Origin of the sequence: Pseudomonas sp., from assembly GCF_030684895.1 — a bacterium.
Taxonomy (GTDB): domain Bacteria; phylum Pseudomonadota; class Gammaproteobacteria; order Pseudomonadales; family Pseudomonadaceae; genus Aquipseudomonas.
The window spans coordinates 12,007-37,709 of sequence record NZ_JAUXXP010000045.1 but is presented as its reverse complement, the minus strand read 5'-3'; the positions used below and the strand labels follow the sequence as shown (position 1 = coordinate 37,709).

Here is a 25,703-nt window from a genome sequence, read left to right as displayed (position 1 = left end):
GTTCTATCGCCAATGGATATGCCAATGGACATGCAAGCCCGTATTCGCCACCTATTCCAAGCCAGCATTGAAACCAAGCAGCAGGCCATGGAAGTGCTCATCCCCTTTATCGAGCAAGGCAGCCTGGCCATGGTTCAGGCACTGCTTAGCGAGGGCAAGATCCTCACCTGCGGCAACGGCGGTTCGGCTGGCGACGCCCAGCATTTTTCCTCCGAGCTGCTCAACCGCTTCGAGCGCGAGCGCCCGAGCTTGCCGGCCATCGCCCTGACCACCGACAGCTCGACCATCACCTCGATTGCCAACGACTACAGCTACAACGAGATCTTTTCCAAACAAATTCGCGCGCTCGGTCAGCCCGGCGACGTGCTGCTGGCAATTTCCACCAGCGGCAACTCGGCCAACGTGATCCAGGCCATCCAGGCCGCTCACGACCGCGAGATGACCGTGGTCGCCCTCACCGGCCGCGATGGCGGCGGCATGGCTTCACTGCTGCTGCCGGAAGACGTGGAAATCCGCGTCCCCTCGAAAGTCACTGCACGCATTCAGGAAGTCCACCTGCTGGCCATCCACTGCCTGTGCGACCTGATCGACAGCCAACTGTTTGGGAGTGAAGAATGACCCGTTCACCACTGATCCTTGCCGCCCTGGCGCTGACCCTGGCCCTCGCCGGCTGCGGTAACCGCAGCGTCGGCAACAAGATTGACGACCAGTTCATCCCGTCCGAGGTCAGCTCTAGCGTGGCCCGCGCGCATATCGACCTGACCAGCCCAACCTCGCGCATCGTGGTTACCAGCTACAACGGCGTTGTGCTACTGGCCGGCCAGACCCCACGCAATGACCTCAAAGGCATGGCCGAGCAGGCTGCGCGCAAGGTCAGCAACGTGAAGAAGGTGCATAACGAACTGCAGGTCCTGCAGCCCACCTCACTGCTGGTGCGCAGCAACGACTCACTGCTAACCAGCCGCATCAAGACCCAGATGCTCGCCGACAGCAGCGTGCCCGGCTCACGCATCAAGGTGATCACCGAGAACGGCATCGTCTACATGCTCGGCGTGGTCTCGCAGGCCGAAGCCACTCACGCCACAAACCTGGTGCAAAGCGTCTCCGGCGTACAGAAAGTGGTGAAGCTGTTCGAGTACGTCAACTGACAGCCCCACCCATGCACCACTTGCGTGACGGCAATAAAAAAGGCGATCTTCGGATCGCCTTTTTTATGTTTACTTGACCACTTTCAGACTGGGCCTGCCACTGGGACGCGGCGGCTCATCATCCGGCGGGCTTTGCTCACCCGGATCTTCGATCTCTTCAGCATCGAGCATTGACGACTCCGCATCAAACACCATGCCCTGGCCATTCTCCCGCGCATAGATCGCCAGCACGGCGGCTGCGGGGATATACAGGCTTTGCGGCACCCCGGCAAAACGCCCCTCGAAGCTCACCGCCTCGTTATCCATATGCAGATGACGCACAGCAGTGGGCGAGACATTCAGCACGATCTGCCCATCACTGGCAAACCCTGCCGGCACCTGCACACCGGCAAATTCGGCATTAACCAGCAGGTGCGGGGTGCAGTCGTTGTCCACGATCCACTCATAGAGGGCACGAACCAGATAAGGACGACTCGACTTCATCACTACCTCCTCGGGTTAACGCATATCACGTTCGACAGGCGACAGACTGATCTGGAACGCTTCACGAGCAAACTGACGCTCCATGTAGTCCAGCAATGGCTTGGCCGGCTTGGGCAACTCTATCCCCAGAATCGGCAAACGCCAAAGAATCGGCAGCAGGCAGCAGTCCACCAGACTCAATTCCTCACTGAGGAAATACGCCTTGTCGGCAAACAGCGGTGACACACCCGTCAGGCTCTCGCGCAGCTCCTTGCGCGCCAGGGCGCGGGCCGGCTCTTTGCTGCGCGGATCAAGAATCAAATCCACCTGCGCGCACCAGTCACGCTGGATGCGATGGATCAGCAGACGGCTATTGGCACGGGCCACCGGGTACACCGGCAACAACGGCGGATGCGGGTAACGCTCATCCAGGTATTCCATCACCACAGTCGACTCATACAGAGCCAAATCGCGATCTACCAGAGTCGGCAGGCTGGCGTAGGGGTTAACCTCCAGCAGCTTGGCCGGATAACGGCCCTTTTCGACACTGATGATCTCGGCGCTGACACCCTTCTCGGCGAGCACAATGCGTACGCGGTGGGAATAGTGGTCGGCGGGGTCGGAGTAACAGGCCAACCGATTGGTCACGCCCATGGCGGTCCTCCTCGCTTATAAAGTTATGTGAAGCAGAAAAAATTGCCGGAGCAATTTTTGACGTCGCTTGCGACGGCCCCGCAGGGGTAGCCGCCAGGGATGGCAGGGTACAAAACCTGCGCGCCCAAAGGGGCGCGCAGGTCAACAGCGGAGATGCAACGGATTAATGCACGTCCTTCCAGTACTCGCGCTTGAGCAGATAGGCGAATACGAAGAAGAAGGCAAGATACAGCAGAACGTAGGTACCGATGCGCTGACTTTGCAACTTGACCGGGTTGGCCGAGTAAGCGAGGAAGGTCACCAGGTTCTGGATCTTCTCATCGAACTCTTCAGTGCTCAGCGTGCCGGTCTTCGGCTCGATAGTTAGCTGGTCGCAAGCTTCGTGAGTGATTGGTGTGCCGGTCAGTGGATCGAACAGCTTCTTACCACCCTCAACCACTTGCACCTGCTTGCAACCAATCACCTGCTTACCCTGCAGGCCGACCAGCACGTTCGGCATGCCGACGTTCGGGAAGACCTTGTTATTGGCACCCAGCGGACGAGTCGGGTCGTCGTAGAAGGTACGCAGGTAGGTGTACAGCCAGTCGTTACCACGCACACGAGCAACCAGAGTCAGGTCGGGCGGCGCAGCACCAAACCAGGCTTTAGCATCAGCGGGCTTCATGCCGATCTTCATGTGCTCGCCAATTTTGGCGTCATTGAAGATCAGGTTCTCCAGCATGACCTCATGGGGAATCCCCAAATCATTGGCGACCCGCTCATAGCGCTGATATTGAGCCGAGTGACAGCCCATGCAGTAGTTGGCAAAGGTACGCGCCCCATCCTGCAGAGCCACTTTATCGGCCAGATCAATCTCAACCTTGTCCAGTGGATACTCAACACCACCAGCGGCAAAACCCAGGCCTGGCAGAAGCGCAATAATTAATGCAGCAAAATGCTTTTTCATCAGCCAGTCACCCTTTCCGGAACCGGTTTGGTCTTCTCGAGTTTGGTGTAGAACGGCATCAGGATGAAGTACGCGAAGTACAGGAAAGTACACACCTGCGACAGCAACGTACGGCCTGGTGTCGGTGCCAGCACACCCAGCACGCCGAGAATCACGAAGGACACGCAGAAAATCAGCAGCCAGACCTTGCTCATCCAGCCCTTGTAACGCATCGACTTGACCGGACTACGATCCAGCCACGGAAGCACGAACAGCACCGCGATCGCGCCGCCCATGGCGATTACACCGAGCAGCTTGTCCGGCACCGCACGCAGAATCGCGTAGAACGGCGTGAAGTACCACACCGGAGCAATGTGCGCAGGGGTCTTGAACGGGTTGGCCGCCTCGAAGTTCGGCTTCTCGAGGAAATAACCGCCCATTTCCGGGAAGAAGAAGATCACGAAGCAGAAGATAAACAGGAACACCACGACACCGACGATATCTTTCACGGTGTAGTACGGGTGGAAGGCGATGCCGTCGAGCGGAATGCCGTTCTCGTCCTTCTTCTTCTTGATGTCGACGCCGTCCGGGTTGTTCGAGCCCACTTCGTGCAGCGCCAGAATGTGCAGCACCACCAGACCGAGAATCACAATCGGCAGCGCCACAACGTGCAGGGCGAAGAAGCGGTTCAGGGTAATCCCGGAAATCAGGTAGTCACCACGAATCCACTGAGTCAGGTCCGCGCCGATCACTGGAATGGCACCGAACAGCGAGATGATCACCTGGGCACCCCAGTAGGACATCTGGCCCCACGGCAGCAGGTAACCCATAAAGGCCTCTGCCATCAGCATCAGGTAGATCAGCATGCCGAAGATCCACACCAGCTCACGCGGCTTCTGGTAGGAGCCGTAGAGCAGACCGCGGAACATGTGCAGGTAGACCACCACGAAAAATGCCGAAGCACCGGTGGAGTGCAGGTAGCGCAGAATCCAGCCGTACTCCACATCACGCATGATGTATTCGACCGACGCAAACGCCTCCTCAGCCGACGGGGTGTAGCTCATGGTCAGCCAGACACCGGTAACGATCTGATTGACCAGCACCAGCAGCGCCAGTGAGCCGAAGAAGTAGAAGAAGTTGAAGTTCTTTGGCGCGTAGTACTTGGACAGATGGTCTTCCCACATCTTGGTCGCGGGAAAGCGCGCATCAACCCATTCCATGAATTTACTCATCATGCTTTCTCCTGATCCACACCGATGATGATCACATCATCCGTCTCATACGTGTGCGGCGGCACCGGCAGATTCAAGGGCGCAGGCTGAGCCTTGTACACGCGACCTGCGAGGTCGTAGCGCGAACCGTGGCATGGGCAGAAATAGCCACCGACCCAATCAGCACCGAGGTCCGCAGGCGCCACTTCCGGACGGAAGGACGGCGCGCAACCCAAGTGGGTGCACAGACCTACCAGAAGCAGCAATTCCGGCTTGATCGAACGGGTTTTCGGATCGACATAGCTCGGCTGCTCGGAGGCCTTGGAGTCGAAGTCAGCGAGCTGACCTTCGATTTTCACCAAGTTACTGAGAATTTCCTCGGTACGGCGCACGATAAACACCGGCTGCCCCCGCCACTCGGCAACCATTTGCTGGCCAGGCTCAATCTTGCTGACGTTCACCTTTACAGGTGCTCCGGCAGCTTTAGCCTTGGCGCTTGGGAACCAGGACCCTACGAACGGGACCGCGGCACCCACCGCTCCTGCAGCGCCCACCACAGAGGTGGCCGCTACCAGAAAGCGACGCCGGCCTGCATTCACGCCGTCATTGCTCATTCAGTCGTCTCCCATCAGCTTTATGGCCTGTTGGTCAGGCCTATACTAGGTAAAAATCGAGTCGCGCAAAAAATTTGCCAAATGGTAAAGAAAAGCCCCTCTACTGACAAGGTAATTACCCAGACAGAGCGGACGCAAGCCCTTACAAATCAGGGCATTCACGGATGCGGCATGATGCCGCAGAGCAAATAAGCGCCCACAAAAAACGCCCAGCTCCGAAGGGAAACTGGGCGTTTTGGGGAACGCAGGTAGCGAATTAACGCTTGGAGTACTGCGGACGCTTACGCGCTTTACGCAGACCAACCTTCTTACGTTCAACTTCACGGGCATCGCGAGTCACGAAGCCAGCTTTACGCAGTGCAGGACGCAGAGCTTCGTCGTAGTCCATCAGGGCGCGGGTGATGCCGTGGCGGATTGCGCCAGCCTGACCACTTACACCGCCACCGATAACGGTAACGAAGATATCGAACTTCTCGGTCATCTCAACCAGTTCCAGCGGCTGACGAACTACCATGCGGGCAGTTTCGCGACCGAAGAAACCATCAAGAGTGCGATTGTTGATGGAGATTTTGCCAGTGCCCGCACGCAGGAAAACGCGAGCGGTTGCAGTCTTGCGACGGCCAGTGCCGTAATTTTGAGTCGCCGACATAATGAACTATTCCGTTAAAACTTCAGTTCTTGGGGCTGCTGAGCAGTGTGGGGGTGAGCAGCGCCCGCATACACTTTCAGCTTACGATACATGTCGCGACCCAGCGGGTTCTTCGGCAGCATGCCTTTAACCGCGGTCTCGATCACGCGCTCAGGGGCTTTAGCGATCAGCTTCTCGAAGTTGATCGACTTGATGCCGCCCGGGAAACCGGAGTGGGAGTAGTACATCTTGTCAGTGGTCTTGGCACCGGTAACGCGAATCTGCTCAGCGTTGATGATGACGATGTAGTCACCGGTATCAACGTGCGGAGTGTATTCAGGCTTGTGCTTGCCACGCAGACGGCTTGCAACTTCGGTAGCCAGACGACCCAGGGTCTGACCTGCAGCGTCGACGACAAACCAGTCGCGCTTAACTGTTTCCGGTTTAGCAGTAAAAGTTTTCATTCTTTATAGCCTCAGGGGCCGCCCTGATAAATAAGACGGCGGATCTTACTGAATAGTGCGTACTTTGACAAGTCAAAGGCAGCCGAAAACAGGCGCTATCGGGGGCTCGGGTCAGCGCGTCCGTAATACGGCAAGATTCTTCGGCAGGCGGCGCATCACTTCCACTGCAGAAAGAGGTGCGCAATTATGCAGATTGCGCGGAGAATTTCAACACGATTATGCCAACCCGCTTTTTCAAGGAGCTAGCAATGGATTACCGTCAACTCGGCCGCACCGACATCAAGGTCAGCAGTCTGTGCCTGGGCACCATGACCTGGGGCGAACAGAACAGCTCTAGCGAGGGCTTCGCCCAGATCGAGCGCGCCAAGGCCTACGGGGTAAACTTCATCGATACCGCCGAGATGTACCCGGTACCTCCACGCGCCGAGACCTACAGCAAGACCGAACAGATCATTGGTGACTACTTCAAGCAACGCGGTGATCGCGCCGACTGGGTGCTAGCCAGCAAGATCGCCGGCCCCGGCAATGGCATCGGCTATATCCGCGACGGCCAACTCAAACACAATCGCGCGCATATCGCAGCAGCGCTGGATGCTAGCCTCAAGCGCCTACAGACCGACTGGATCGACCTCTACCAGCTGCACTGGCCGGAACGTCCGACCAACTACTTCGGCCAACTTGGCTATCGCCACCAGGACAGTGAGCACACGCCGCTGGAGGAAACCCTCGAAGCCCTGGATGAACAGGTCAAGGCCGGCAAAATTCGCCATATTGGCCTGTCCAACGAAACGCCCTGGGGCACCATGAAATTTCTGCAACTGGCCGAACAACGCGGCTGGCCGCGTAGCGTGTCGATCCAGAACCCCTACAACCTGCTTAACCGCAGCTTTGAAGTGGGCCTGGCAGAAATAGCCCTACGCGAACAATGTGGCTTGCTGGCTTACTCGCCCCTGGCCTTCGGCATGCTCTCCGGCAAGTACGCTGACGGCGCACGCCCGGCCAATGCGCGCATCAGCCTGTTCAGTCGCTTTACCCGCTACACCAACCCGGAGTCCGAAAGCGCTTGCGCACGTTACGTCGCCCTGGCGCGCGAGCATGGCCTGATTCCTTCGCAGATGGCCTTGGCCTTTGTCACCGCGCAACCCTTCGTCACCAGCAACATCATCGGTGCGACCAGTCTGGAGCAACTGGACAGCAACCTGGCCAGCAGCGAGCTGCAACTCTCAGCAGAAGTACTGGCCGGCATCGAGGCGATTCACAAAGCTCAGCCCAACCCGGCGCCCTGACCATTAAAGCGGCACAAAAAAGCCCGGCAACTGCCGGGCTTGTTTTATTCCGCAAATGATCACAGCGAGCGGGCGATGATCTCTTTCATGATCTCGTTGGTGCCGGCATAGATGCGCTGAACTCGCGCATCAGCCCAGGCGCGCGCCACCGGATATTCCCACATATAGCCGTAGCCGCCGTGCAACTGCACGCACTCATCGAGCACCTTGCACTGCAGGTCGGTGCCCCAGTACTTGAGCATGGCCGCAGTCGGCACATCCAGCTTGCCCTGCAGGTGCAGCTCCAGGCAGCGGTCGACAAACACCCGGCCGATCTGAATTTCCGTGGCCATTTCCGCCAGCTTGAAGCGGGTGTTCTGGAAGTCACCAATCGCCTTGCCAAACGCCTTGCGCTCGCGGGTGTACTCCAGCGTCCACTGCAGCGCCGCCTCGGCAGAAGACAGCGCGCCAATACCGACAGTCAGGCGCTCCTGCGGCAGTTCCTGCATCAGGTAGGCGAAGCCCATACCGGCCTGCCCCAGCAGGTTTTCCTTGGGCACGCGCACATCCTGGAAGAACAGCTCGGAGGTGTCCTGCGCCTTCATGCCGACCTTTTCCAAACGCTTGCCCTTGGAGAAACCAGGCGTATTGGCTTCGACCAGAAACAGGCTAGTGCCCTTGGCACCCGCTTTCGGGTCAGTCTTGGCCACAACAATCACCAGATCAGCGAGAAAGCCGTTGGTGATAAACGTCTTCGAGCCGTTGATCACATACTCATCGCCATCCAGCACGGCAGTGGTTTTCACGCCCTGCAGATCGGAGCCAGCACCCGGTTCGGTCATCGCGATGGCGGTAACCATCTCGCCGGACACCAGCTTGGGCAGGTAATGCTGCTTCTGCGCCTCACTGCCGTAATGCAGGATGTAGGGCGCAACGATGTCCGAATGCAGCGAGAAACCGATACCGGTCAGGCCCAGACGGCCGACTTCCTCGATCACCACGGTGCTGTAGAGAAAATCCGCATCCATGCCACCGTACTCTTCCGGAATATGCGAGCAGAGCATCCCCGCCTCCCCCGCCTTATTCCACAGCGCACGATCAATGTGGCCATCCTTCTCCCACTGCTGATGGAAAGGCACGGCTTCCTGCTCAAGGAACTTGCGCACGCTGTCGCGAAACTGCTCGTGTTCGGAGCTGAAAATCGTTCTGGGAATCATGGCAACACCTACAAATATGGACGGTTTTAAACTGGCCTCGACTTTAGCCAAGCAAACGCTTGGTCACACTGGACACAAGCGCCAAAAAATAAGACGATCCAGCCAGCTCATGACCACTTAGCCTTAATAAGAACAATATCTATGCCTATTCAGTCACCAGCGCCGCTGCACCGCGTCAGCATTCTTGCCACCGAAGGCGTGTTCGCCTCGACCCTGATGCAAGCCAAGGACTTCTTCCACATGGCCAGCCTGCGCTACGGCAAACAGCAGGGTCTGGGCCTAACCCCAACCTTCGAAATCCACCTGGTCAGCCCCGACGGCAAGCCGGTGCGCAGCTTCAGTGATGTGCTGATTCCGGTCGATGGCGCGCTGGAAGATGCCGACGTGATCATCCTGCCGGCTTTCTGGGATGACTTCGACGCGCTGTGCCAGCGCCACCCACAGGTGCTTAGCTGGCTGAAACAGCGCCACGCCGCCGGCAGCGCGATTTGCGGCGAAGCCACCGGGGTGTTCTGGATGGCTCAGGCAGGCCTGCTCGACGGCAAGGAAGCGACCACCTACTGGCGCTTCTTCAACGAGTTTGCCGAGCGCTTCCCCAAGGTGCTGCTCAATCAGGAGAAACACCTGTCGGATGCCGATAACCTGTACTGCGCCGGCGGTGTTACCTCGGCCTGCGACCTGTATATCTACCTAATCGAACGCTTCTGCGGCGCCAGCGTGGCCCAGGGTGTGGCCCGCGACATCCTGTATGAAGTGCAACGCAACTACGCCCCCGGGCGCATCGGTTTTGGCGGGCAGAAGCTGCACCACGACATGACCATCCTGCAAATCCAGCAATGGCTGGAGGACCACTTCGCCGACAAGTTCCGCTTCGAGGATGTTGCCCGCGAGCACGGCATGAGCATTCGCAACTTTATGCGGCGCTTTCAAACCGCCACCGGCGACAAGCCGCTGCACTACCTGCAGCGCCTGCGCATCGAAACCGCCAAGGGCCTGCTCAGCGCCACCCGCAAAAGCATCAAGACCATCAGCTATGAAGTGGGTTACGACGATGCCAGCTTCTTCGCCCGGCTGTTTCGTCAGCACACGGAACTGTCACCCAACCAGTACCGCCGGCAGTTCCAGCACAAGGACAGCCATGCTTAAGATCGGCACGAGCGTGCACCCCGCGCACTGAAAACCCGCGCAACTCATCCTTGGATGGGTGGGGCACAGGCGGCAGCGCTCTATGATCGGCGCATCCCTTGAGGACTACCTACAACAACAATCAGGTCATCGCCATGCGCCGCATACTTATTGCCTTACTTGCCGCCTGCAGCTTCAGCGCTGTCGCCGCCGACAACTGGAAGCCCTTCCCGTACGACCAAAGCGCCTATGACTATTCGGGCGACAAGCTGCGCCAGGCCTGGCCACAACTGACTCGCGGCTTCGGCACCGACTATCCCTTCCCCGACGCCGACTGGGTGGTGACCATGGCTACGACCCATCCTCAGGCACTGGAAAAAACCGTACTGGCCAATACCGGCTTTACCGGCAAACCGGAGGAGGCTGAGCTCTACGCAGCAAAACTGCAGGACGTATGGCGTCTGGTGTTTCGCGGCGATTTCGCCCAGGCCAAGCAACAGGGCCTGGCCCTGGGTGTTGGCGGGCAGATCCCGGCGATGTTCGCGCAGGTAATCTATGCCATGTTTCTGGTGCCAGAGCAGGAAGAAAAGCACCGCCTGCTGGAAGAAGTAATCACCTACACCGACCAGGCCGGCGAATTGGTCCAAGCCGACGTAGCCGCACAGTTCGGCCGCGTCTATGCCAAGGCGCGCCTGGGCGAGGAGCTGTCGGTGCCGGTGGTGCTCAAGCGCGGCTACACCTCGCAAATTCCCAACGAACTCAAGGCCCTGCTGGCCAAACACCCGCAGCAACCGTTCGCCCTGGCGCTGTATGGCGGCTATGAGGCTGGGGTAATCCGCAAGGTCGGCAAGATGGTCGGGCGCATGACCTACGGCGTCAGCGCCGACAATATGGAGACGTATTTCAGCCGCAGCTTCCAGGCCCAGGACGACCTGCCCATCGGCCATTATGAATACGCCAACGCCCTGACCTACGTATACGGCGACGACGAACAAGACAAGGCCCTGCGACACCTCAAGCGCGCCGTGGCGATCAAGCCGATCAACGCCATGGAAGCCCTGGAAGTGGCCCACGCGCAGAAAATGCTCGCCCAGTACCAGCAAAAGCTGGCGCACAACTGAACGCACGCAAAAATGCAAAAGGCTGCCTACTGGCAGCCTTTTTTATATCCCCGCAAACCTCTTCAGGGCTTGTCGCGTTCCAGCGGCTCAAGCTGGGCCCACAGCGCCTGCGCCTCTTCGCTCAGCGTGGCATAGCTGCGGATATCACCATTGCGTTGAGCGCGCATGGCCTCTTCCAGCTTGGCGCTGTATTGCTTGCGCAACTTTTTTGCGGGATCGCTTTTAAACAAACCGAACATGCTGTGTGCCTCTGTCGACAAAAAGCCCCGGATAGGTGCCTGCCCAGCTTAATTCAGTCACGCACCATACTTGCGGCACAGATGTAACAAGCTGATAAAGCGCCTTCAACCGAAGGCGTGGTCGCGGATTTTCTGCAACGCCAGCGACATCTTCGCCGCTGGCACCCGCTGCAGGTTGCACAGCAACTCATGGGAAATCTCGGTAATGCCATGGCGATCGCGCAGCAGCGCTGCCATAAAGCAGGTCAGGTTGGCGGCCATTTCCGCATCGGCCAGCGCGCGGTGCGCCTTGCCGGTATCGGGCAGGCCGATCCACTGGTTGAGGTTGCCCAGTTTGTGGCTCGGCGCCATCGGCAAGAGTCGGCGTGACAACAGCAAGGAGCAGGCAAACGGCTGCACGCGTCGACGGCGAATCAGCGCCAGCTCGGCGTCCCAGAATTTCTGGTCAAAGCTGGCGTTATGCGCCAGCAGCGGACGGTCGCCAACAAACTCCGCCACCTCCTGCATCACCTGCGCAGCGGGCGGTGCCGTGCGCAGCATGGCGTTGCTGATGCCAGTGAGCTGCTCGATAAACGGCGACACCCAGGCGCCGCTGTTCATCAGGCTCTGGTAGCGCGCAACAATTCGCCCATCCTCGACGATCACCACGCCGATTTCAGTGGCACGCGCCTGCTGAGCTGGCGACATACCGGTGGTTTCAAAATCGAGTGCGGCAATGGAATCGGCAAGCATTACTCAGTTTCTCAGCAACAGTGCGCCGTCGATCGGCACATAGCGGCTAGCGGCACGCACCAACGATTGCGCGGTCAGCCCCGGCACGCCATAAGCAACGGCATCGACACCATAACTGCCGCGAATCTTGTCCAGCAGCAAGTCGAAGTCACCGTCACCGGAGGCCAGCACCACTTCATCGACACGCGGCGCGGCGTCCATGATGTCGATGGTGATACCAACATCCCAATCGCCCTTAGCCGAGCCATCGCTGCGCTGGATAAAGGGTTTGAGCTTTACGGTAAAGCCGAGGTTGCGCAGGATCTGCTGAAACTGCTGCTGCTTCTGATCACCGCGATCAATGGCGTAGGCGTAGGCTTCGACAATCTGCCCATGCTGGCTGATGTCAGCCCACAACGCGGCGTAGCTGAAATGACAACCATAGGCCTGGCGCACGGTGTAATAGAGGTTCTGTACATCGGCGAATACGGCGATCTTCTTCACCGGTAATCCTCATGGCAGGGCAATAAGCGCCGGGCAGTATGCCAGATGCAGCACACTTGCAGAGCCGGCATAAATTGGAGCGCCAGGGGCAATCGGCTAGAGTGGCGCATCTCAGACTCGACACGCGTCCTCCATGAATATGCTCTTCGCTCTACGCGACTCTTGGTATTTCTTCAGCCATAACCTGGCTGCGATTGCCCGCCTGTGCCTGCCGCTTATTGTGCTCGAAGGCTTGTTGCTGCAGCAGGTCACCAGCCTGGTGGCCGCCGAATCCGCCACCCTCTGGCGCTTGCTCGCGGGCCTGCTGTTCTACCCGCTGTACAGCGCTGCGCTGATCCTGTTTCTCGATGCCCGCAGCCAAGGCCTGCAGCCGCGCGCTCGCGACCTGCTGGCCGCCGGCCTGCGTCTGTGGCCAAGCTTTGCCCTGTTGGCGGGCCTCAATACCCTGGCGATTCTGCTCGGCGCATCGCTGTTCGTGCTGCCGGGAATCTGGCTGATGGTCAAACTGGCGTTTGCCGAGTACCTGCTGGTATTGAGCGGCCTGAGCCCGATGAAGGCGCTGCACGACAGCTTCCAACTGAGCAGCGGTTACTTCTGGCCCATGCTCGGCTGCATCCTGATCGTCATGCTGCCGCTGTGGTTGCTGGATGGCTGGAGTCAATCCAGCGCGGCCTTCACCGATAACGCCTTGGCCAGTTTGCTGCTGGACTGCACAAGCCGCTTTTTACAACTATTCTCAAGCGTAGTGCTGTTTCGTCTATTTATGCTGCGCAGCGCCCAGCCCGAAGTCGAGTGAACGCCAGCGACACCCAAGGAGGACCGGCCCATGGCTGACGCCAACCCCAGCATCCTTTCGCATATCTCCATCGGCACCAATCAATTCGACAAGGCCACCGCCTTCTACGACCAGGTCCTCGCTACCCTCGGCTGCAAACGCGTACTCGCCCACCCTGGCGCAGTCGCCTATGGCCGTGAATACCCGGAGTTCTGGGTGCAAACGCCGATCAACGGCAAACCGGCGAGTATTGGCAATGGCAGCCACTTTGGCTTTGTTGCTTCAAACAGGGCCGCCGTACACGACTTCTATCAGGCCGCCCTGGAAGCTGGCGCCAGCGACGAAGGCGCCCCCGGCCCGCGCGCAGAATATGGCGAGCCCTATTACGGCTGCTTTGTCCGCGACCTCGACGGGCACAAGATCGAAGCGGCGTTCTGGGATTTGGAAATGATCTACGAGGTGTATATCGAGCCGCACGAGCATTGATGCCTAAAGGCGCTTGAGCTCAAGGCGCAGCGGACTGATAGCGCTGCGCTGCCTTGGCGATCCAACCCTCGGCCTGCATCTGCGCCAGTGCCTCGCTTACCCGCTGGTACTGCGCCTGCAAACCGCGCTGGCGGGAGAAGCCGATATACAAATCGGTACGCGCCTCGGGCTGAAACGCCGCCTTGGCGATACGGCCATTCCAGCGCGCATCGCGCAACTCATAGTCGACCTGGCAATCGGTGCCAATCACCGTTTGCAGGCGGCCGCGCACCAGCATTTCCAGCAACTGGCTCTCCGTGTTGACCGCGGTTTTGCGCAGCTGCTGATCCGAATCAAATGGCTCGAAGTACGCCGACTCCAGCACATAGCCAATGGTCAGACTGGCCAACTGGCTGTAGCTCTGCAGCGCCTTAGCCTGCGCGGGGACCGCGTAGAAACGCGGCGCACAGGCGTAGTAGGGCTGCGGCAGGTAATGGATATAGCCTTCCCGCTCGGGGGTTTTCGCCAGCCCGGTCATCAGGTCGGCCTTGCCGCTCTGCAACGCAGCCAAACCGCGCGCCCAGGGTGCGCGCTGCACCTCGAAGCGCAGCCCGGTGCGCTGACTGAGCTGAGCAAGCAAGTCGATATCCAGCCCGCTCAGTGCCCCATCGCCCTCCTGCATACGAAAAGGCGGCCAGATATCGGTCATCACCAGCAACGCTGGCGGCTCCTCGGCCTGCAGCGGCGCGCCGAATAAAAGCAGCAGAGCGAGCCATGCGCGGCGCATCAGAAACGACCTGCACGCTGCGGCTTCAAGCCGGACAGACGCGGCAGCAGCACCCGCTCGAACAGCCGCGGGAAGAACCGCGCCAACACCCGCGCGCGCCAGTCCACATTCGACAGCACCAGCAGCCGGCGACGCTTCAAGGCGCCGCGGTAAATCGCCTCGGCGACATCCTGCGGTGAGGCCACCTTGCCCATTGCCAAGGGCGGTTGCGCGGCCACCGAGCCATCGCCGACCAGGGCATTCTTGCGCAAATCGGTGGCAGTAAAGCCGGGGCACACCAGCATCACATTGACCCCGGAGCCTTTCAGTTCATAACGCAGGGTTTCAAATAGCCCATGCAGGGCATGCTTGCTGGCGTTGTAGGCGCTGCGATAAAGCAGCGGGGCGAAGCCTGACAGCGAGCTGAGCACGATGACCTGCCCACTGCGGGCGATCAGGCTGGGCAGCGCGGCCTTGGTGCAATGCAGCGCGCCAAAATAGTTGACCGCCATGATCCGCTGAAACACCGCCAGCTCGGTGTCGGCAAAACTGCTGCGATGGGTAATCCCGGCGTTGTTGACCAGCACATCGATACCGCCGAAACGCTCGACGGTCAGGGCCATCGCCCGTTCCACCGCTGCTGCATCGGCCACATCGCAGAGCACGCCGAGGGCCTCGGCATTGTGGTGATCGGCCAGGTGCTGCACCAGGCTGTCGAGCGCCTGCTGCTGCAGATCAAAAATCACCAGGCGCGCGCCTGCCTGCGCCAAACGCATGGCCAGCGCCCGTCCGATGCCGGCACAGCCGCCCGTAATCACCACAACCTTGCGGTCGAATACCTTGTTGGCAAACACCTTGCGGTACATAACCTGTCCCCGACCCAGTTACTGCAAAAGCCGTTACTACAACCTGTTATGGCTGCCATCGCAACAGGGTGGCGTCTGCGTGTGCTTGCAGCCACAAAAGTACAGGGTGGCGTCCTCGTCCGCGTGGTATTTCAACGGGGTAAAACCGCTGCCTTTGTGCTTGCCGTCGCAAAAAGGCTGTGCGGCGCTGAGCCCGCAGCGGCACCAGAAGTAGTCGTTGCCGGCGGTGACCGCAACCGCATAGGGGTTGCGCTGGGCAATCGTTGGGCTATTCATGTGGCCTCCTGAAGCACCCGAGCAAGGCGCTGCAACATTGGCAGCGCCACACATTTTCGGCATGCTCCATCAGCATAGTTCACCTGCCAGCCCCCAACTCCCCTAGCCGCATTGCCCAGCGCGCCCTGCTCAGTCCGACCAGGCGCTTAGCGGGTATTTATCGCTACCGGCCTACAGCTGCCAACGTTGGGCTAAGCTTTTTCAGCAAGTCACTGGACAAAGCTGCTGGCAGTTAGCCATGCTCGCCAAAAGTGACACTTTTATAACGAAAAGACGGCAGATAGCCGCAGTACGTACCCATTTGATGCCACGATTTCTCTGCCTTGCGCTGGCTGCAGCCCTGTATTGCAGCTCCGGCCTCGCCGCTCCCACCGATGATCAACGGCCATTGGTGCAGGTGGGTTATTACGAATTTCCACCCTATTCCTACACCGACAGCCAAGGCCGCTCCAAGGGTGCCATCTTGCAGCTGAGCAAGCGCCTGCTGGAACACGCCGGCTATCGCGCCGAGCTGCGCTCCTACCCCAGCGCGCGGCTGTACAACGCCCTGCAGGATGGCAGTGTGCACGTCTGGCCGGGGGCGCCGGGCAAGGTGGAATTGCGCGAGCACACCCTGGAAACCCACACCAAACTGGGCGAGATCGTGCTCAACCTGTATTTCCGCCGCGACACCCTGATGCCGCGCCTGCCCGAGGACCTTAAGGGCCGTGGGGTAATCATGATCAGCGGTTACACCTACTGGCAGCCGGTCAACGAAATGCTCAACGACCCGCAGCTGGCTGTTGAGCAACACCGCACCGGCACCCACACTGCCGCATTGGAAATGCTCCAGCGCCGTCGCGGCGATTTCCTCCTCGACTATCAGACCCCGGTGGAGCAGGCGCGCAAACGCTTGGGCATGTCCGAGCTGCCGTATGTGGAACTGCAGCGCATCCCGCTGAAGTTGATCGTATCCAGTAAAGCGCCCGGCGCCGAAGCCCTGCATGATGCATTGGATCGGGCCTATGCCGAGCTACAGGCGGCTGGCGAAGATCTACACCTGCCCTGAACCTACTTGCGCGGCTTAGCACGCGCGGTAGGCTCGGCGATCAGCGGATCATCCGGCCAATAATGCTTGGGGTACCTCCCCTTTAGGTCTTTCTTTACTTCGGCGTAGGTACTGCGCCAGAAGTTGGCCAGATCCTGAGTCACCTGCACCGGCCGCCGCGCTGGCGACAGCAGGTGCAGCTTGACCACCTGACGACCGCCGGCAATGCGCGGCGTATCGGCCAAGCCGAACAACTCCTGCAAGCGCACCGCCAACACCGGCGGCTGTTCGCTGTAATCCAGACTGATGCGCGAACCGGAAGGCACCTGCACGCTGCGCGGCGCCAGCTCATCGAGACGCTGCGGCAACGGCCAGGGCAGCAGATTCAGCAGCAGGCTGGGTAAATCCAGGTTGGCGAAATGGCTAAGCCGGGTGACGTTATCCAGATAGGGCTGCAGCCAGTTCTCCAGGGTCGCCAGCAAGGTGGCATCACTGACATCCGGCCATTCGCTGACGTCCTTGCTGGCCAGATCCAGCGTGCGCAGCAACGCCACCCGCGCCTGCCACTGGCGTAACTCCGGCGTCCAGGGCAGCAGCGCCAGGCCCTTACGCCGCACCAGGCCGAGCATGGCGCGACTGCGCTGTTGCGCATCCAGCCCAGTCAGCGCCTCACGCGACAACACCAGCTCACCGACCTTGCGCTGGCGTTCTGCGCGCAGAGCGCCTTCGCGCTCATCCCAATCCAGTACTTCCAAGTTGCTGACCTGCTCGGCCAGCACGCCCTCAAACAACTGCGGCTCCAACTCGGCGGCCAGGTAGATGCGCTCTTCGCGCTGGCCCTGGCGGCTGCCCAGGTCAGCCACCACCAGCCAGCTGTGTTTCATCAGGCCATCGACCTCGGCAAATAGCGCCGCCCGGCCGTTGGCCAGACGATATTCCGCGCCACCGGCACGGCGCTGCTGGGCGATGCGGTCCGGGTAGGCAAAGGCCAGCAACGCGCCCAGCCAGCGCGGATGTTCGGGATCACTGACTGCCTGCGGGCTGGGCCTGCGCTTGAGGTAACCCTGAAACTGCCTGGCCAGCTGCCGAGCGCGCTGCACGCCACTTTGGGCACCACGGGCGCCGCGCGACTCACCGGCCAGCAAAGCCAGGCGACTGTGCAGATCGGCGCCCGCGCCACGCAGAATGTCGCGCTCGCCGAGCAATGCCGCCAGATCGCAGGCCAATGGCCCCAGGCCCAGCGCCTGACCACGCAACAGCAGATGGGCGATACGTGGATGAGTCGGCAGCTCGGCCATGGCCTGGCCGTGACTGGTGAGCACGCCCAGGGCATCCACCGCGCCCAATCGCGCCAGCAGCTCCAAAGCCTGGGCATAGGCAGCCGCCGGTGGCGGATCGAGCCAGACCAGCTCAGCCGGCTGCACGCCCCAGCGCACCAGTTGCAACGCCAAACCGGCGAGGTCGGCCTGAAGCATTTCCGCCGTGCCGTAGGCTGCCAATTGCTCATGCTGCGCCTGCGACCACAGGCGATAACAAACGCCCGGCTGCAAGCGCCCAGCCCGGCCGCTGCGCTGGGTGGCGGAGGCGCGGGAAATACGCTGGGTGTCCAGGCGAGTCATGCCGCTGTTCGGGTCAAAGCGCGGCACCCGCGCCAGGCCAGCATCGATCACCACCCGCACGCCATCGATGGTCAGGCTGGTTTCGGCGATATTAGTCGCCAGCACCACCTTGCGCAGGCCCGGCGGTGCGGGTTCGATGGCCGCGCGCTGGGCGCTGAGGTCCAGTTCGCCATGCAACGGACAGAGCAGAATGTCGCGGCGCCCAGCCAGGGACTCGGCCAGCTGTTCATTGACCCGGCGAATCTCCGCCTGCCCCGGCAGAAACACCAGCAGGCTGCCGGACTCATCAGCCAGCGCCTGCAGCACGCACTGCAGCACCTTCGGCTCAAGCCACTCGCCCGTCTGCCAGGGCGCGCCCCAGCGGATATCCACCGGAAACATCCGCCCTTCGCTGCGCAGCACCGGCGCATCGCCGAGCAGCCCCGCCAGCCGCTCGCCTTCCAGGGTTGCTGACATCAGCAGCACCTTCAGCGGCAACTCGCCAGAGTCCGCACCGCGAAACATCGCCCGGCCATTCAGGCACAGCGCCAACGCCAGGTCAGCGTCCAAACTGCGCTCGTGAAATTCGTCAAAGATCACCACGCCAACGCCTTCCAGCGCAGGGTCGTCCTGCAGCCGCCGCGCCAGGATGCCTTCGGTAACCACTTCGATACGGGTACGCGGGCCGACCTTGCTGTCCAGGCGAATACGATAGCCAACGGTTTCCCCCACCGCCTCGCCCAACTCGCTGGCCAGTCGCTCGGCCGCCGCTCTCGCCGCCAGGCGCCGTGGTTCGAGCATGATAATGGTCTGCCCGGCCAGCCAGGGCTGCGTTAGCAGCGCCAGCGGCACACGGGTAGTCTTGCCGGCACCGGGCGGCGCTTCCAGCACGGCTTCATCACGCAGAGCAAGGGCCTGGCAGAGTTCAGGCAGCAGCACATCGATGGGCAGGGAATTCATGCGGGCTCCATTCAAGGCGCAGGATTATAACGGCGAACCTGTGGAGCATTGGCGCTGTCTGAGTGTTAGGTATGGCTGCGCGAAATAGCGCTGACAGCGCCTGACGCAGCGGCATTGCAATACAGGCATTGGTATAGTTGCGCCACTTTTTCCATGGAGATGTTCAATGCGCACCCAAACCCGCGTTATCGGTGGCCTTATCGTCGCCGCGCTGCTCACTCAACTGACCGCCTGCGGCACCCTGTTCTTCCCGGATCGCCGCGGCCAGATCGAAGGCCGCATCGACCCCGTGGTGGCCGGACTCAACGCAATCGGCATTCTCTTCTATGTACTCCCAGGGCTGATCGCCTTTGGTATCGACTTCGCCACCGGCGCGATCTACCTGCCTGGCGGCCTGACCTCGCAGGTTGACCCACAAGACCTGCAGAATGTGGTGGATGCTGACGGCAAGATCGACGCCGCCAAGCTCAAGGCGCTGATCGAAGTGCAGACGGGCCACAGCCTGCCACTGGATGACCCGCGCCTGATTCAGCACAGCGGCAGTGTCGAGCAGCTGGCGGCCTATGGTCTGCGCCCAGCAGCCTAAGCTCGTCACTAGAAAGCCTCCAAAGTAAAAGCCCGTTATTGCGACGGGCTTTTCTTATTCTATAAATCCAGGTGCGCTAGCCTTGGCAGAACTCACCCCACTCTGGATAACCCGTGAACATATCGCCGCAACATGCCCGCCTGATGCGCCTGGCGACCTTCGCCGCGCTGGCGGCTGCCCTCACTCTGGCGCTGGCCAAAGCCATCGCTTGGTGGCTCAGCGGCTCGGTCAGCCTGCTGGCGGGACTGACTGACTCGCTGCTCGATGGCGCCGCCTCGCTGCTCAACCTGATTGCCGTGCACTACGCCCTGCGCCCGGCCGATGAGGATCACCGCTACGGTCACGGCAAGGCCGAAGCCCTGGCGGGACTGGGCCAAGCGCTGTTTATCGGCGCCAGCGCCGTGCTGGTAGGCAGTCACGCCATCGACCGCCTGCTCAACCCCGAACCGATCGGTGCACCGGCCCTGGGCATCGCGGTGATGCTGCTGTCACTGGCGGTGACCATCGCCCTGCTGCTGTTCCAGAGCCATGTGGTGAAACTGACCGGCTCCACGGCGATTCGCGCCGACTCACTGCACTACCGTTCAGACCTGCTGCTCAACAGCAGTATCCTCCTGGCATTGCTGCTGGCCAGTTACGGCTGGCCACAAATGGACGCCCTGTTCGGCATCGGCATTGCGCTGTATATCTTCTGGAGCGCCATCACCATCGTCCGCGAAGCCGCTACCGTGCTAATGGACCAGGAGCTCGACCCGCAGATCAGCACGCAGATGTACAGCCTGGCCTGCGCCGTACCAGGCGTGCTGGGTGTGCATGACTTACGCACACGGCTGTCCGGTACCCACTGGTTCGTGCAGCTACACGTGGAACTGCCGGGTGAGCTAAGCCTGCAGCAGGCGCACAGTCTGTGTGATCAGGTTGAAGCGGCGATCCGCAGCGAATTCCCCCGCGCCGAAGTACTGGTGCATGCCGACCCCAGCAACGTGGTGAAACCGGCGACGGCCTCGTAAGCGCAACTAGCAGGCAACAAAAATTGCCTGGAGCAATGTTGACGTCGTGCTGCGAAGATCCGCCAAGGACAGCGGACACAAAAAAGGGGAAGGCCTGCAGGCCTTCCCCTTTTTTGCGTGTCCGTCATTGTGGCGCTGGTAACGCCTTTTCTTCGCCTGCCTGGTTGGGCAGTGCGGACCCGGGAGCCGTGGCGATCCGGTGGGATCGGCGGCGACCGCTCACCTGATTGGGCGAGGCGGCTGGACGTGTCGTCCGGGCCTTGAAGTTGAGGTAAAGCTTACGCCCGCCGACGCAGTGAAAGATTGCGAACATTGCTGAAATACCCACCACTTGCGCAATTAATCACCACAAGCGCATCATCCCGCACAACCTAATAACGAAAGCACGGCAAACATGAACAGACTTGATCGTTATGACCTGAATATCCTCGCCGAATTGCAGCGCGACGCCACTCTGTCCAACCAGGAGCTGGCCGAACGCATCGGCCTGTCGCCCTCGCCCTGCTCGCGACGGGTCAAACAGCTGGAAGATGATGGCTATATCCTCGGCCAGGTCGCCCTGCTGGACCGCAAGCAACTCGGCCTGACGCTGACCGCCTACGTGCTGATCGGCATGGACAAGCACACCCCGGAACGCTTCGAGCATTTTCAGGAAGAAATCCGCAAATGCCCGCAAGTGCTCGAATGCTGCCTGGTCACCGGGATGGACGCGGACTACCAGCTCAAGGTGGTGGTGCCGGACATGGATCACTACCAGCAACTGCTGCTGGGCACCCTAACCCGTATCGAGGGGGTCTCCAGCGTGCGCTCCAGCTTCGTGCTGCAGCAGATTCTCTCCAGCACCCAGCTGCCGTTGCAGCACCTGCGCGGCTGATCGCCGCACCCTCGTCATGCGCGGCTGGCAGGGCCGCCCCCGGCGCGTATAATCGCGCCCCTCTGGCGAGCGTCACCGCGCCCGCCTACGCATCGATTTTCGGCACCCAGCCGAGCACCTGCAGGTTCACGAGGCCCGAATGGAAACCGAACAGTTCGAATCGCTGATGATGTACGCACTGGTCGGCGGGCTAATGGTGTTTATGTTCTTTATCATCTGGGACCTGGCAAAAACCTCCAAAGCCGGCCGCCTGGGTACGGCGATCCTGTTCCTCGGTCTGGGCCTGTGCCTATTCGCCTTTCTGGCCAAGCCGATCATCACCTACATCATTGAAGCGAGTCGCGGCATCCACGGCTAGAAAGCGGCCCCGCGCCGACTACTGCACGTCCAGCCGCAGCAAACCGCGCTAGAATGCGGTTTTGCGCCGTTCCCCAGGAGTATTCATGTCCCCCACCGACCGGGTGATGCAGAGCTATGGCCGCTGCTGCGCCAGCCCTGATTTTTTCGACAGTTTTTACCGGCACTTCCTCGCCAGCTCACCCGAGGTGCGCGAGAAGTTCGCCAATACCGAGATGAACGGGCAAAAGCTGCTGCTGCGCCAGGGCATTCTCAATCTAGTGATGCATGCGCGCGGCATGCCTGACACCAAGCTGCGCGCCCTGGGCTGCAGCCACTCCCGCGCCGCCATGGACATTCGCCCAGAGCTGTATGTGCTGTGGCAGCAAGCACTGCTGCAGACCATCGGCGAGCATGATCAGCAGTACTGCAGCGAAACCCGCAGCGCCTGGAATGAGGTGCTGGATAAAGGCATCGCCGTGATCAAAGCCGGTTACTGATCAATCCAGCCGGGCCGGCACTTCGCGCCACTGTCCCGGCTGCAAGCCGTCCAGGCTGAACGGGCCGATCCGCACGCGCACCAAGCGCAGCGTCGGCAGGCCCACGGCAGCCGTCATACGCCGCACCTGACGGTTGCGCCCCTCACGAATCACCAGCTCCAGCCAGGCCGTCGGGATGCTTTTGCGAAAGCGCACCGGCGGGTTGCGCTGCCACAACTCGGGCGTTTCCAGTAGCCGCGCTTCGGCCGGCAGGGTCGGGCCGTCATTCAACTGCACGCCGTCACGCAGCTGCTGCAACTGCGCGTCACTCGGCTCGCCCTCGACCTGCACCCAATAGGTTTTCGCCAGTTTGTGCTTGGGGTCGGCGATGCGCGCCTGCAGGCCGCCGTCATTGGTTAACAGCAACAGACCTTCGCTGTCACGGTCCAGCCGGCCAGCCGGATAGACGCCGGGGACATCGACAAAGTCCTTGAGGGTGGCGCGGCCCTGCTCGTCGTTGAACTGGGTCAGCACATCGAACGGCTTATTCAGCAGCAGCAAGCGCGGCTCTGCGGGTGGCGCCTTGGCCACACGGCGCACAGCAGCTTTGCTGCTGTGCGGACGAGAGGGCGCAGGGCGAGGTGGGCGCGACATAGGTGATCCAGCAACAGGTTACGAAGCGGCCAGTGTAACCGAGGCCACGGTTGGACTATCAGCCTGAGTGATCCGCGCAGCCTGCGCCGACGTAGCGGGCTATGCTGGCAAGGTTGTGTTTCCCGTCCCGAGGCCATTGTTATGAGTTCGTCCGAATCCATCGTCGAAACCTTTACCGGCTGGGCCGCCAAAGCCCCCGGTGCGCCCCTCGAACCGCACACTTATGACCCAGGCCCGCTCGGCGCCGAAGAAGTCGAAGTGGCGGTGGAATACTGCGGCATCTGCCACTCCGATCAGTCGATGATCGACAACGAATGGGGCAATGCGCGCTACCCCTTTATCCCCGGCCATGAAGTGGTCGGTACTGTGGTGCGCCTCGGCCCGCAGGCGCGTGGCCTGAAGCTCGGCCAGCGGGTGGGCATCGGCTGGTACAAGGGCAGCTGCATGCACTGCAGCTCCTGCATGGAAGGTGCGCACCAGCTGTGCGGCACGGTAAAACCGACGATTGTCGGCAGCAACGGTGGTTTTGCCGACCGTTTGCGCAGCCACTGGGCCTGGGCCGTGCCGCTGCCGGACGGTCTCGACCCAGCCTTGGTCGGCCCGCTGTTCTGCGCCGGCTCCACAGTGTTCAGCCCGCTGCTGGATTTCGATGTAAAACCCACCGATAAAGTCGGCGTGGTTGGCATCGGCGGCCTCGGCCACCTGGCCTTGGGCTTTCTCAATGCCTGGGGCTGCGAAGTCACCGCCTTCACCTCATCACTGAGTAAACAGGAAGAAGCCAAACGCCTGGGCGCACATAAGGTCGTCGCCTCCACCGACAGCGCCGCGCTGAAAGCGATTGCCGGCAGCCTGGATTTCCTGCTGGTCACCGCCAGCGCGGACCTGGACTGGAACGCCATGCTCGGCACCCTGCGCGGCAAAGGTCGCCTGCACTTTGTCGGTATCGTGCCCAGCGCAATCCCGGTGCATGTGTTCAACCTGATACCCAAGCAGAAGAGCCTGTCCGGCTCGCCGGTCGGCTCGCCTAGCAATATGGCGACCATGCTGGAATTCTGCGCGCGCCATCAGATCCTGCCGCAGGTCGAGCACTTCCCCATGAGCAAGGTCAACGAGGCCATCGACCACCTGCGTGCCGGTAAAGCGCGCTACCGCGTGGTGCTGGACGCCAGCAAATAGACTGACCTGGATTAAAAAGCCCGAGGCAAAAACCTCGGGCTTTTTTATGCAACACGAAACGCTAACGGAACGGCGGCTCGTCGAAGCTGCGCAGCTTGCGCGAGTGCAACGAGTTGAGCTGGTTGCGCAGCAAATCCAGCGCGGTGATGCCGATATGCAGGTGCTGGGTTACCGCGCGCTCATAGAAGGCACCGGCCGCACCCGGCAGTTTGATCTCGCTGTGCAGCGGTTTGTCGGACACACATAGCAGCGTGCCATAGGGCACGCGCAGGCGATAACCTTGCGCGGCGATGGTGCCGCTTTCCATGTCCACCGCTACGGCGCGCGACAGGTTGATCAGCGGCCGCTCCTGAGCCCAGCGCAGCTCCCAGTTGCGGTCGTCATAGGTCAGCACAGTGCCGGTGCGCAGGCGCTTTTTCAGCTCATCGCCCTGTTCGCCAGTGACCTGCTTGGCGGCCTCCTGCAACGCCTGCTGCACCTCGGCCAGGGCCGGCAGCGGGATATTCGGCGGCAATACACGGTCGAGAATGCCGTCGCGGCGCATGTAAGCATGGGCCAGTACGTAATCGCCGATGGTCTGCGACTGGCGCAGGCCGCCGCAGTGGCCGATCATCAGCCAGCAGTGCGGGCGCAACACAGCCAGGTGGTCGGTGATGTTCTTCGCGTTGGACGGGCCGACGCCGATATTGACCAAGGTGATGCCATGGCCGTCGTCGGCCTGCAGGTGGTAAGCCGGCATCTGGTAACGGTGCCAGATGACGTTCTCGATAATCGCCTGCATCTCGCCTTCGGCCATGCCGCGCTCGATCACCACGTTGCCCGGCAGCACCATGCGGTTGAAGCGCGACTCGCCCACCAGCATGTCCAGACCATGACGAATAAACTGGTCGACGTAACGGTGGTAGTTGGTCAGCAGAATCCACGGCTGCACATGCCGCCAGTCGCTGCCTGTGTAATGCACCAGACGGCGCAGGGAGAAATCCACCCTTGCGGCATCGAACAGCGCCAGCGGCAGCGGGTCGGTGTTTTCCCAGTCATACAGGCCATCGGCGGTGCCGTCGGTGGCGGCAGACAGATCGGTGCTGGGGAATACCCGCGCCAGTTCGGCGGCGGTGACCCCGGAGCCGGCCAGCTCATCGCCCTGCTCGACCACATAGGGATAAGGAATGTTCTGCTGGCTGATGCCCACTTCCACGCGAACGGTGAAGTCGCTCATCAACGGGCGCAGCTGCTCCAGCAGGTATTTGCGGAACGCCGCAGGGTGGGTGACGGTGACGCTGTAAGTGCCCGGCACCTGCACCTTGGCGTAGGCCCGTACAGTGGTCGGCACTTCGCCCTGGCACAGGTAGATCAAACGCAATTCGGGGTAGCGGAACTGGCACTGCTGGGCGGCATCCGGCTTGACGCGCTCTTTCAGGTAGCGCTTGAGCGCCTGACTCAAGCCCGTGGTCGCCTGCAGGTGCAAGGCGGCCAGACGATCCACCGCTTCTTCAGCAGTGTTGGCGACAATAAAGTCATCGGAACAAGGGTTCACAAGGCACCTTCCTGGCTGTACGTAATGGCTCTA

The 25,703-nt window shown here is 60.9% G+C and carries 31 protein-coding genes; 14 read left to right on the top strand and 17 right to left on the bottom strand.

Annotation, left to right across the window (positions count from 1 at the left end; all coding sequences use genetic code 11):
- The first annotated feature begins 24 nt into the window (after window positions 1–24).
- The gene (locus Q8M42_RS09075) at window positions 25–618 is read left to right on the top strand and encodes a phosphoheptose isomerase (protein WP_304866554.1); all 594 of its coding nucleotides are present in this window, start codon (window positions 25–27) and stop codon (window positions 616–618) included.
- Window positions 615–1,148, top strand: coding sequence for a BON domain-containing protein (locus Q8M42_RS09070; protein WP_304866556.1), 534 nt, complete (start codon window positions 615–617; stop codon window positions 1,146–1,148). Before Q8M42_RS09075 ends, Q8M42_RS09070 begins: the two co-directional genes overlap by 4 nt.
- Before the next feature lie 69 nt (window positions 1,149–1,217).
- On the opposite strand, the gene Q8M42_RS09065 is transcribed toward Q8M42_RS09070, so the two are convergent.
- From Q8M42_RS09065 to rplM, 7 genes are all read right to left on the bottom strand, one after another.
- The gene (locus tag Q8M42_RS09065) at window positions 1,218–1,631 is read right to left on the bottom strand and encodes a ClpXP protease specificity-enhancing factor (RefSeq protein WP_304866557.1); all 414 of its coding nucleotides are present in this window, start codon (window positions 1,629–1,631) and stop codon (window positions 1,218–1,220) included.
- A 15-nt stretch (window positions 1,632–1,646) separates the two neighbouring features.
- Window positions 1,647–2,264, bottom strand: a complete 618-nt coding sequence (locus tag Q8M42_RS09060) for a glutathione S-transferase N-terminal domain-containing protein (protein WP_304866559.1) — start codon at window positions 2,262–2,264, stop codon at window positions 1,647–1,649.
- A 163-nt stretch (window positions 2,265–2,427) separates the two neighbouring features.
- Complete coding sequence (locus Q8M42_RS09055; RefSeq protein ID WP_304866561.1) at window positions 2,428–3,210, bottom strand: cytochrome c1; 783 nt, start codon at window positions 3,208–3,210, stop codon at window positions 2,428–2,430.
- On the bottom strand, window positions 3,210–4,421 hold the full coding sequence (locus Q8M42_RS09050; protein ID WP_304866772.1) for a cytochrome bc complex cytochrome b subunit: 1,212 nt from the start codon (window positions 4,419–4,421) through the stop codon (window positions 3,210–3,212). Before Q8M42_RS09050 ends, Q8M42_RS09055 begins: the two co-directional genes overlap by 1 nt.
- On the bottom strand, window positions 4,421–5,014 hold the full coding sequence (petA, locus tag Q8M42_RS09045; RefSeq protein WP_304866563.1) for a ubiquinol-cytochrome c reductase iron-sulfur subunit: 594 nt from the start codon (window positions 5,012–5,014) through the stop codon (window positions 4,421–4,423). Before petA ends, Q8M42_RS09050 begins: the two co-directional genes overlap by 1 nt.
- A 256-nt stretch (window positions 5,015–5,270) precedes the next feature.
- Window positions 5,271–5,663: a 30S ribosomal protein S9 gene (gene rpsI, locus Q8M42_RS09040; RefSeq protein WP_090249150.1), complete on the bottom strand. Its 393-nt coding sequence runs from the start codon at window positions 5,661–5,663 to the stop codon at window positions 5,271–5,273.
- A gap of 14 nt (window positions 5,664–5,677) precedes the next feature.
- A complete protein-coding gene (gene rplM / locus Q8M42_RS09035) occupies window positions 5,678–6,106 on the bottom strand; it encodes a 50S ribosomal protein L13 (protein WP_090249152.1) in 429 nt (142 codons plus the stop codon).
- Between the two features lie 248 nt (window positions 6,107–6,354).
- On the opposite strand from rplM, the gene Q8M42_RS09030 reads away from it, so the two are divergent.
- A complete protein-coding gene (locus Q8M42_RS09030; protein ID WP_304866566.1) occupies window positions 6,355–7,392 on the top strand; it encodes an NADP(H)-dependent aldo-keto reductase in 1,038 nt (345 codons plus the stop codon).
- Between the two features lie 59 nt (window positions 7,393–7,451).
- On the opposite strand, the gene Q8M42_RS09025 is transcribed toward Q8M42_RS09030, so the two are convergent.
- Window positions 7,452–8,588: an acyl-CoA dehydrogenase family protein gene (locus Q8M42_RS09025; RefSeq protein WP_304866568.1), complete on the bottom strand. Its 1,137-nt coding sequence runs from the start codon at window positions 8,586–8,588 to the stop codon at window positions 7,452–7,454.
- Between the two features lie 240 nt (window positions 8,589–8,828).
- On the opposite strand from Q8M42_RS09025, the gene Q8M42_RS09020 reads away from it, so the two are divergent.
- Together Q8M42_RS09020 and Q8M42_RS09015 are read left to right on the top strand one after the other, a co-directional pair.
- Entirely contained in the window at window positions 8,829–9,734 is a 906-nt protein-coding gene (locus Q8M42_RS09020) for a GlxA family transcriptional regulator (RefSeq protein WP_304866774.1), read from the top strand.
- A 134-nt stretch (window positions 9,735–9,868) separates the two neighbouring features.
- The gene (locus tag Q8M42_RS09015; protein ID WP_304866570.1) at window positions 9,869–10,834 is read left to right on the top strand and encodes a hypothetical protein; all 966 of its coding nucleotides are present in this window, start codon (window positions 9,869–9,871) and stop codon (window positions 10,832–10,834) included.
- Between the two features lie 62 nt (window positions 10,835–10,896).
- Here the strand turns inward: Q8M42_RS09015 and Q8M42_RS09010 are convergent, their stop codons facing one another.
- The 3 genes from Q8M42_RS09010 to Q8M42_RS09000 all read right to left on the bottom strand — a co-directional run bounded on the left by Q8M42_RS09010 (window position 10,897) and on the right by Q8M42_RS09000 (window position 12,288).
- On the bottom strand, window positions 10,897–11,073 hold the full coding sequence (locus Q8M42_RS09010) for a DUF6435 family protein (RefSeq protein ID WP_304866572.1): 177 nt from the start codon (window positions 11,071–11,073) through the stop codon (window positions 10,897–10,899).
- A gap of 105 nt (window positions 11,074–11,178) precedes the next feature.
- Window positions 11,179–11,805: a PolC-type DNA polymerase III gene (locus Q8M42_RS09005; protein WP_304866574.1), complete on the bottom strand. Its 627-nt coding sequence runs from the start codon at window positions 11,803–11,805 to the stop codon at window positions 11,179–11,181.
- 3 nt (window positions 11,806–11,808) lie between these two features.
- Window positions 11,809–12,288, bottom strand: coding sequence for an NYN domain-containing protein (locus tag Q8M42_RS09000; RefSeq protein ID WP_304866576.1), 480 nt, complete (start codon window positions 12,286–12,288; stop codon window positions 11,809–11,811).
- Window positions 12,289–12,421: 133 nt separating this feature from the next.
- Between Q8M42_RS09000 and Q8M42_RS08995 the strand changes: the two genes are divergently transcribed.
- Together Q8M42_RS08995 and Q8M42_RS08990 are read left to right on the top strand one after the other, a co-directional pair.
- Entirely contained in the window at window positions 12,422–13,084 is a 663-nt protein-coding gene (locus Q8M42_RS08995; RefSeq protein WP_304866578.1) for a hypothetical protein, read from the top strand.
- Between the two features lie 30 nt (window positions 13,085–13,114).
- Entirely contained in the window at window positions 13,115–13,549 is a 435-nt protein-coding gene (locus tag Q8M42_RS08990) for a VOC family protein (RefSeq protein ID WP_304866580.1), read from the top strand.
- A gap of 19 nt (window positions 13,550–13,568) precedes the next feature.
- On the opposite strand, the gene Q8M42_RS08985 is transcribed toward Q8M42_RS08990, so the two are convergent.
- From Q8M42_RS08985 to Q8M42_RS08975, 3 genes are read right to left on the bottom strand one after another with little or no spacing between them, the layout of a single operon-like run.
- Entirely contained in the window at window positions 13,569–14,315 is a 747-nt protein-coding gene (locus Q8M42_RS08985) for an ABC transporter substrate-binding protein (protein WP_304866583.1), read from the bottom strand.
- Window positions 14,315–15,160 (bottom strand): SDR family oxidoreductase, encoded by an 846-nt coding sequence (locus Q8M42_RS08980; protein WP_304866585.1) that lies wholly within the window; start codon window positions 15,158–15,160, stop codon window positions 14,315–14,317. Before Q8M42_RS08980 ends, Q8M42_RS08985 begins: the two co-directional genes overlap by 1 nt.
- A 36-nt stretch (window positions 15,161–15,196) precedes the next feature.
- Complete coding sequence (locus tag Q8M42_RS08975) at window positions 15,197–15,436, bottom strand: CDGSH iron-sulfur domain-containing protein (protein WP_304866587.1); 240 nt, start codon at window positions 15,434–15,436, stop codon at window positions 15,197–15,199.
- 304 nt (window positions 15,437–15,740) lie between these two features.
- Between Q8M42_RS08975 and Q8M42_RS08970 the strand changes: the two genes are divergently transcribed.
- Window positions 15,741–16,484 carry an ABC transporter substrate-binding protein gene (locus Q8M42_RS08970; RefSeq protein WP_304866589.1) on the top strand — a complete coding sequence of 248 codons (744 nt, stop codon included), beginning with the start codon at window positions 15,741–15,743 and terminating at the stop codon, window positions 16,482–16,484.
- A gap of 2 nt (window positions 16,485–16,486) precedes the next feature.
- On the opposite strand, the gene hrpB is transcribed toward Q8M42_RS08970, so the two are convergent.
- The gene (gene hrpB / locus Q8M42_RS08965) at window positions 16,487–19,021 is read right to left on the bottom strand and encodes an ATP-dependent helicase HrpB (protein WP_304866591.1); all 2,535 of its coding nucleotides are present in this window, start codon (window positions 19,019–19,021) and stop codon (window positions 16,487–16,489) included.
- A gap of 166 nt (window positions 19,022–19,187) precedes the next feature.
- On the opposite strand from hrpB, the gene Q8M42_RS08960 reads away from it, so the two are divergent.
- From Q8M42_RS08960 to Q8M42_RS08940, 5 genes are all read left to right on the top strand, one after another.
- Window positions 19,188–19,607 (top strand): polyribonucleotide nucleotidyltransferase, encoded by a 420-nt coding sequence (locus tag Q8M42_RS08960; protein ID WP_304866595.1) that lies wholly within the window; start codon window positions 19,188–19,190, stop codon window positions 19,605–19,607.
- Window positions 19,608–19,750: 143 nt separating this feature from the next.
- Window positions 19,751–20,617 (top strand): cation diffusion facilitator family transporter, encoded by an 867-nt coding sequence (locus Q8M42_RS08955; protein WP_370692709.1) that lies wholly within the window; start codon window positions 19,751–19,753, stop codon window positions 20,615–20,617.
- A 394-nt stretch (window positions 20,618–21,011) separates the two neighbouring features.
- The gene (locus Q8M42_RS08950; RefSeq protein ID WP_304866598.1) at window positions 21,012–21,491 is read left to right on the top strand and encodes an Lrp/AsnC family transcriptional regulator; all 480 of its coding nucleotides are present in this window, start codon (window positions 21,012–21,014) and stop codon (window positions 21,489–21,491) included.
- Window positions 21,492–21,630: 139 nt separating this feature from the next.
- Entirely contained in the window at window positions 21,631–21,849 is a 219-nt protein-coding gene (locus Q8M42_RS08945; RefSeq protein WP_304866600.1) for a DUF2788 domain-containing protein, read from the top strand.
- A gap of 85 nt (window positions 21,850–21,934) precedes the next feature.
- Complete coding sequence (locus tag Q8M42_RS08940; RefSeq protein WP_304866603.1) at window positions 21,935–22,327, top strand: globin; 393 nt, start codon at window positions 21,935–21,937, stop codon at window positions 22,325–22,327.
- Here the strand turns inward: Q8M42_RS08940 and Q8M42_RS08935 are convergent, their stop codons facing one another.
- Complete coding sequence (locus tag Q8M42_RS08935) at window positions 22,328–22,897, bottom strand: pseudouridine synthase (protein ID WP_304866780.1); 570 nt, start codon at window positions 22,895–22,897, stop codon at window positions 22,328–22,330.
- Between the two features lie 204 nt (window positions 22,898–23,101).
- Between Q8M42_RS08935 and Q8M42_RS08930 the strand changes: the two genes are divergently transcribed.
- Window positions 23,102–24,136, top strand: coding sequence for an NAD(P)-dependent alcohol dehydrogenase (locus Q8M42_RS08930; protein WP_304866606.1), 1,035 nt, complete (start codon window positions 23,102–23,104; stop codon window positions 24,134–24,136).
- A 61-nt stretch (window positions 24,137–24,197) separates the two neighbouring features.
- On the opposite strand, the gene amn is transcribed toward Q8M42_RS08930, so the two are convergent.
- Complete coding sequence (amn, locus tag Q8M42_RS08925; protein ID WP_304866608.1) at window positions 24,198–25,670, bottom strand: AMP nucleosidase; 1,473 nt, start codon at window positions 25,668–25,670, stop codon at window positions 24,198–24,200.
- Window positions 25,671–25,703: the final 33 nt, after the last annotated feature.